The organism is Halomonas sp. KAO (genome assembly GCF_015595025.1).
GTDB lineage: Bacteria > Pseudomonadota > Gammaproteobacteria > Pseudomonadales > Halomonadaceae > Halomonas.
Map to the genome: position 1 here is coordinate 1264 of NZ_JADNRL010000031.1, position 717 is coordinate 1980.

At 59.8% G+C, this 717-nt stretch carries 1 protein-coding gene and 1 pseudogene; both read left to right on the forward strand.

Annotated elements, in window-relative coordinates:
- Positions 1 to 222: hypothetical protein (locus tag IOC61_RS15935; protein ID WP_195689731.1), on the forward strand; the 222-nt coding region annotated here is incomplete at its 5' end.
- A 180-nt stretch (positions 223 to 402) separates the two neighbouring features.
- A pseudogene (locus tag IOC61_RS15940) lies at positions 403 to 717 on the forward strand (glycosyltransferase family 1 protein); the annotation flags it as partial.

Below are 717 nucleotides of genomic sequence, written 5' to 3' on the forward strand. Positions count from 1 at the left end.
GCCCACGAGCAGGCGAGCGACATCCGCATAGAGCCAACGACGCTCACGCTGCAGGTGAGAATTGCCGAGCAGGCGATCAACACACTTGATCGCATGCTTGGGCTGAGCCTGGCGCGGGAGCTGGCGACCGATTGCCGTCAGGGACAGGCGCTGTCCCGACAACAAGGCTTCGACGCATGTCGCGAGGGCATTGAAGCGAGCACGGTGGAGGACGGAGGCTGAAGTCGTCAGGATCTTGTGCAAGAATCGGGACGTCTGCATGGGCTCCTCGGCATATTGTTGGTTTGGCGATTAACAACATGCCTGCCCATGCAGACTTTTTTCAATCCTAATGTACTGATTTTCTTATGCTATTCGTGGGGAGGCCTCAGGGTCTGACCCCTCCATCACACAGGAACTCCGATGCAAGACAAGGACGTTGTGGTGTTGGTCTCCAACACCTCCTGGTACCTCTACAACTTTCGCCGCGGCACTATCCTGGCGCTGATTGAGGCCGGCTACCGGGTGATCGGCCTGGCGCCGCAGGATGACTATGCCGCGCGGCTGGTGGAGGAACTCGGCATCGAGCATAGGGCGCTGCCCATGGAGGGCAAGAGCACGCGGCTGGTGGGCGAGGGCAGGAGCCTGCTGGCGCTGGCCAATACGCTGCGTCGCCTGAAGCCGGCCTTCGTGTTCAATTTTACGGTCAAGGCCAATATCTACTCTGGCTTGGCCTGC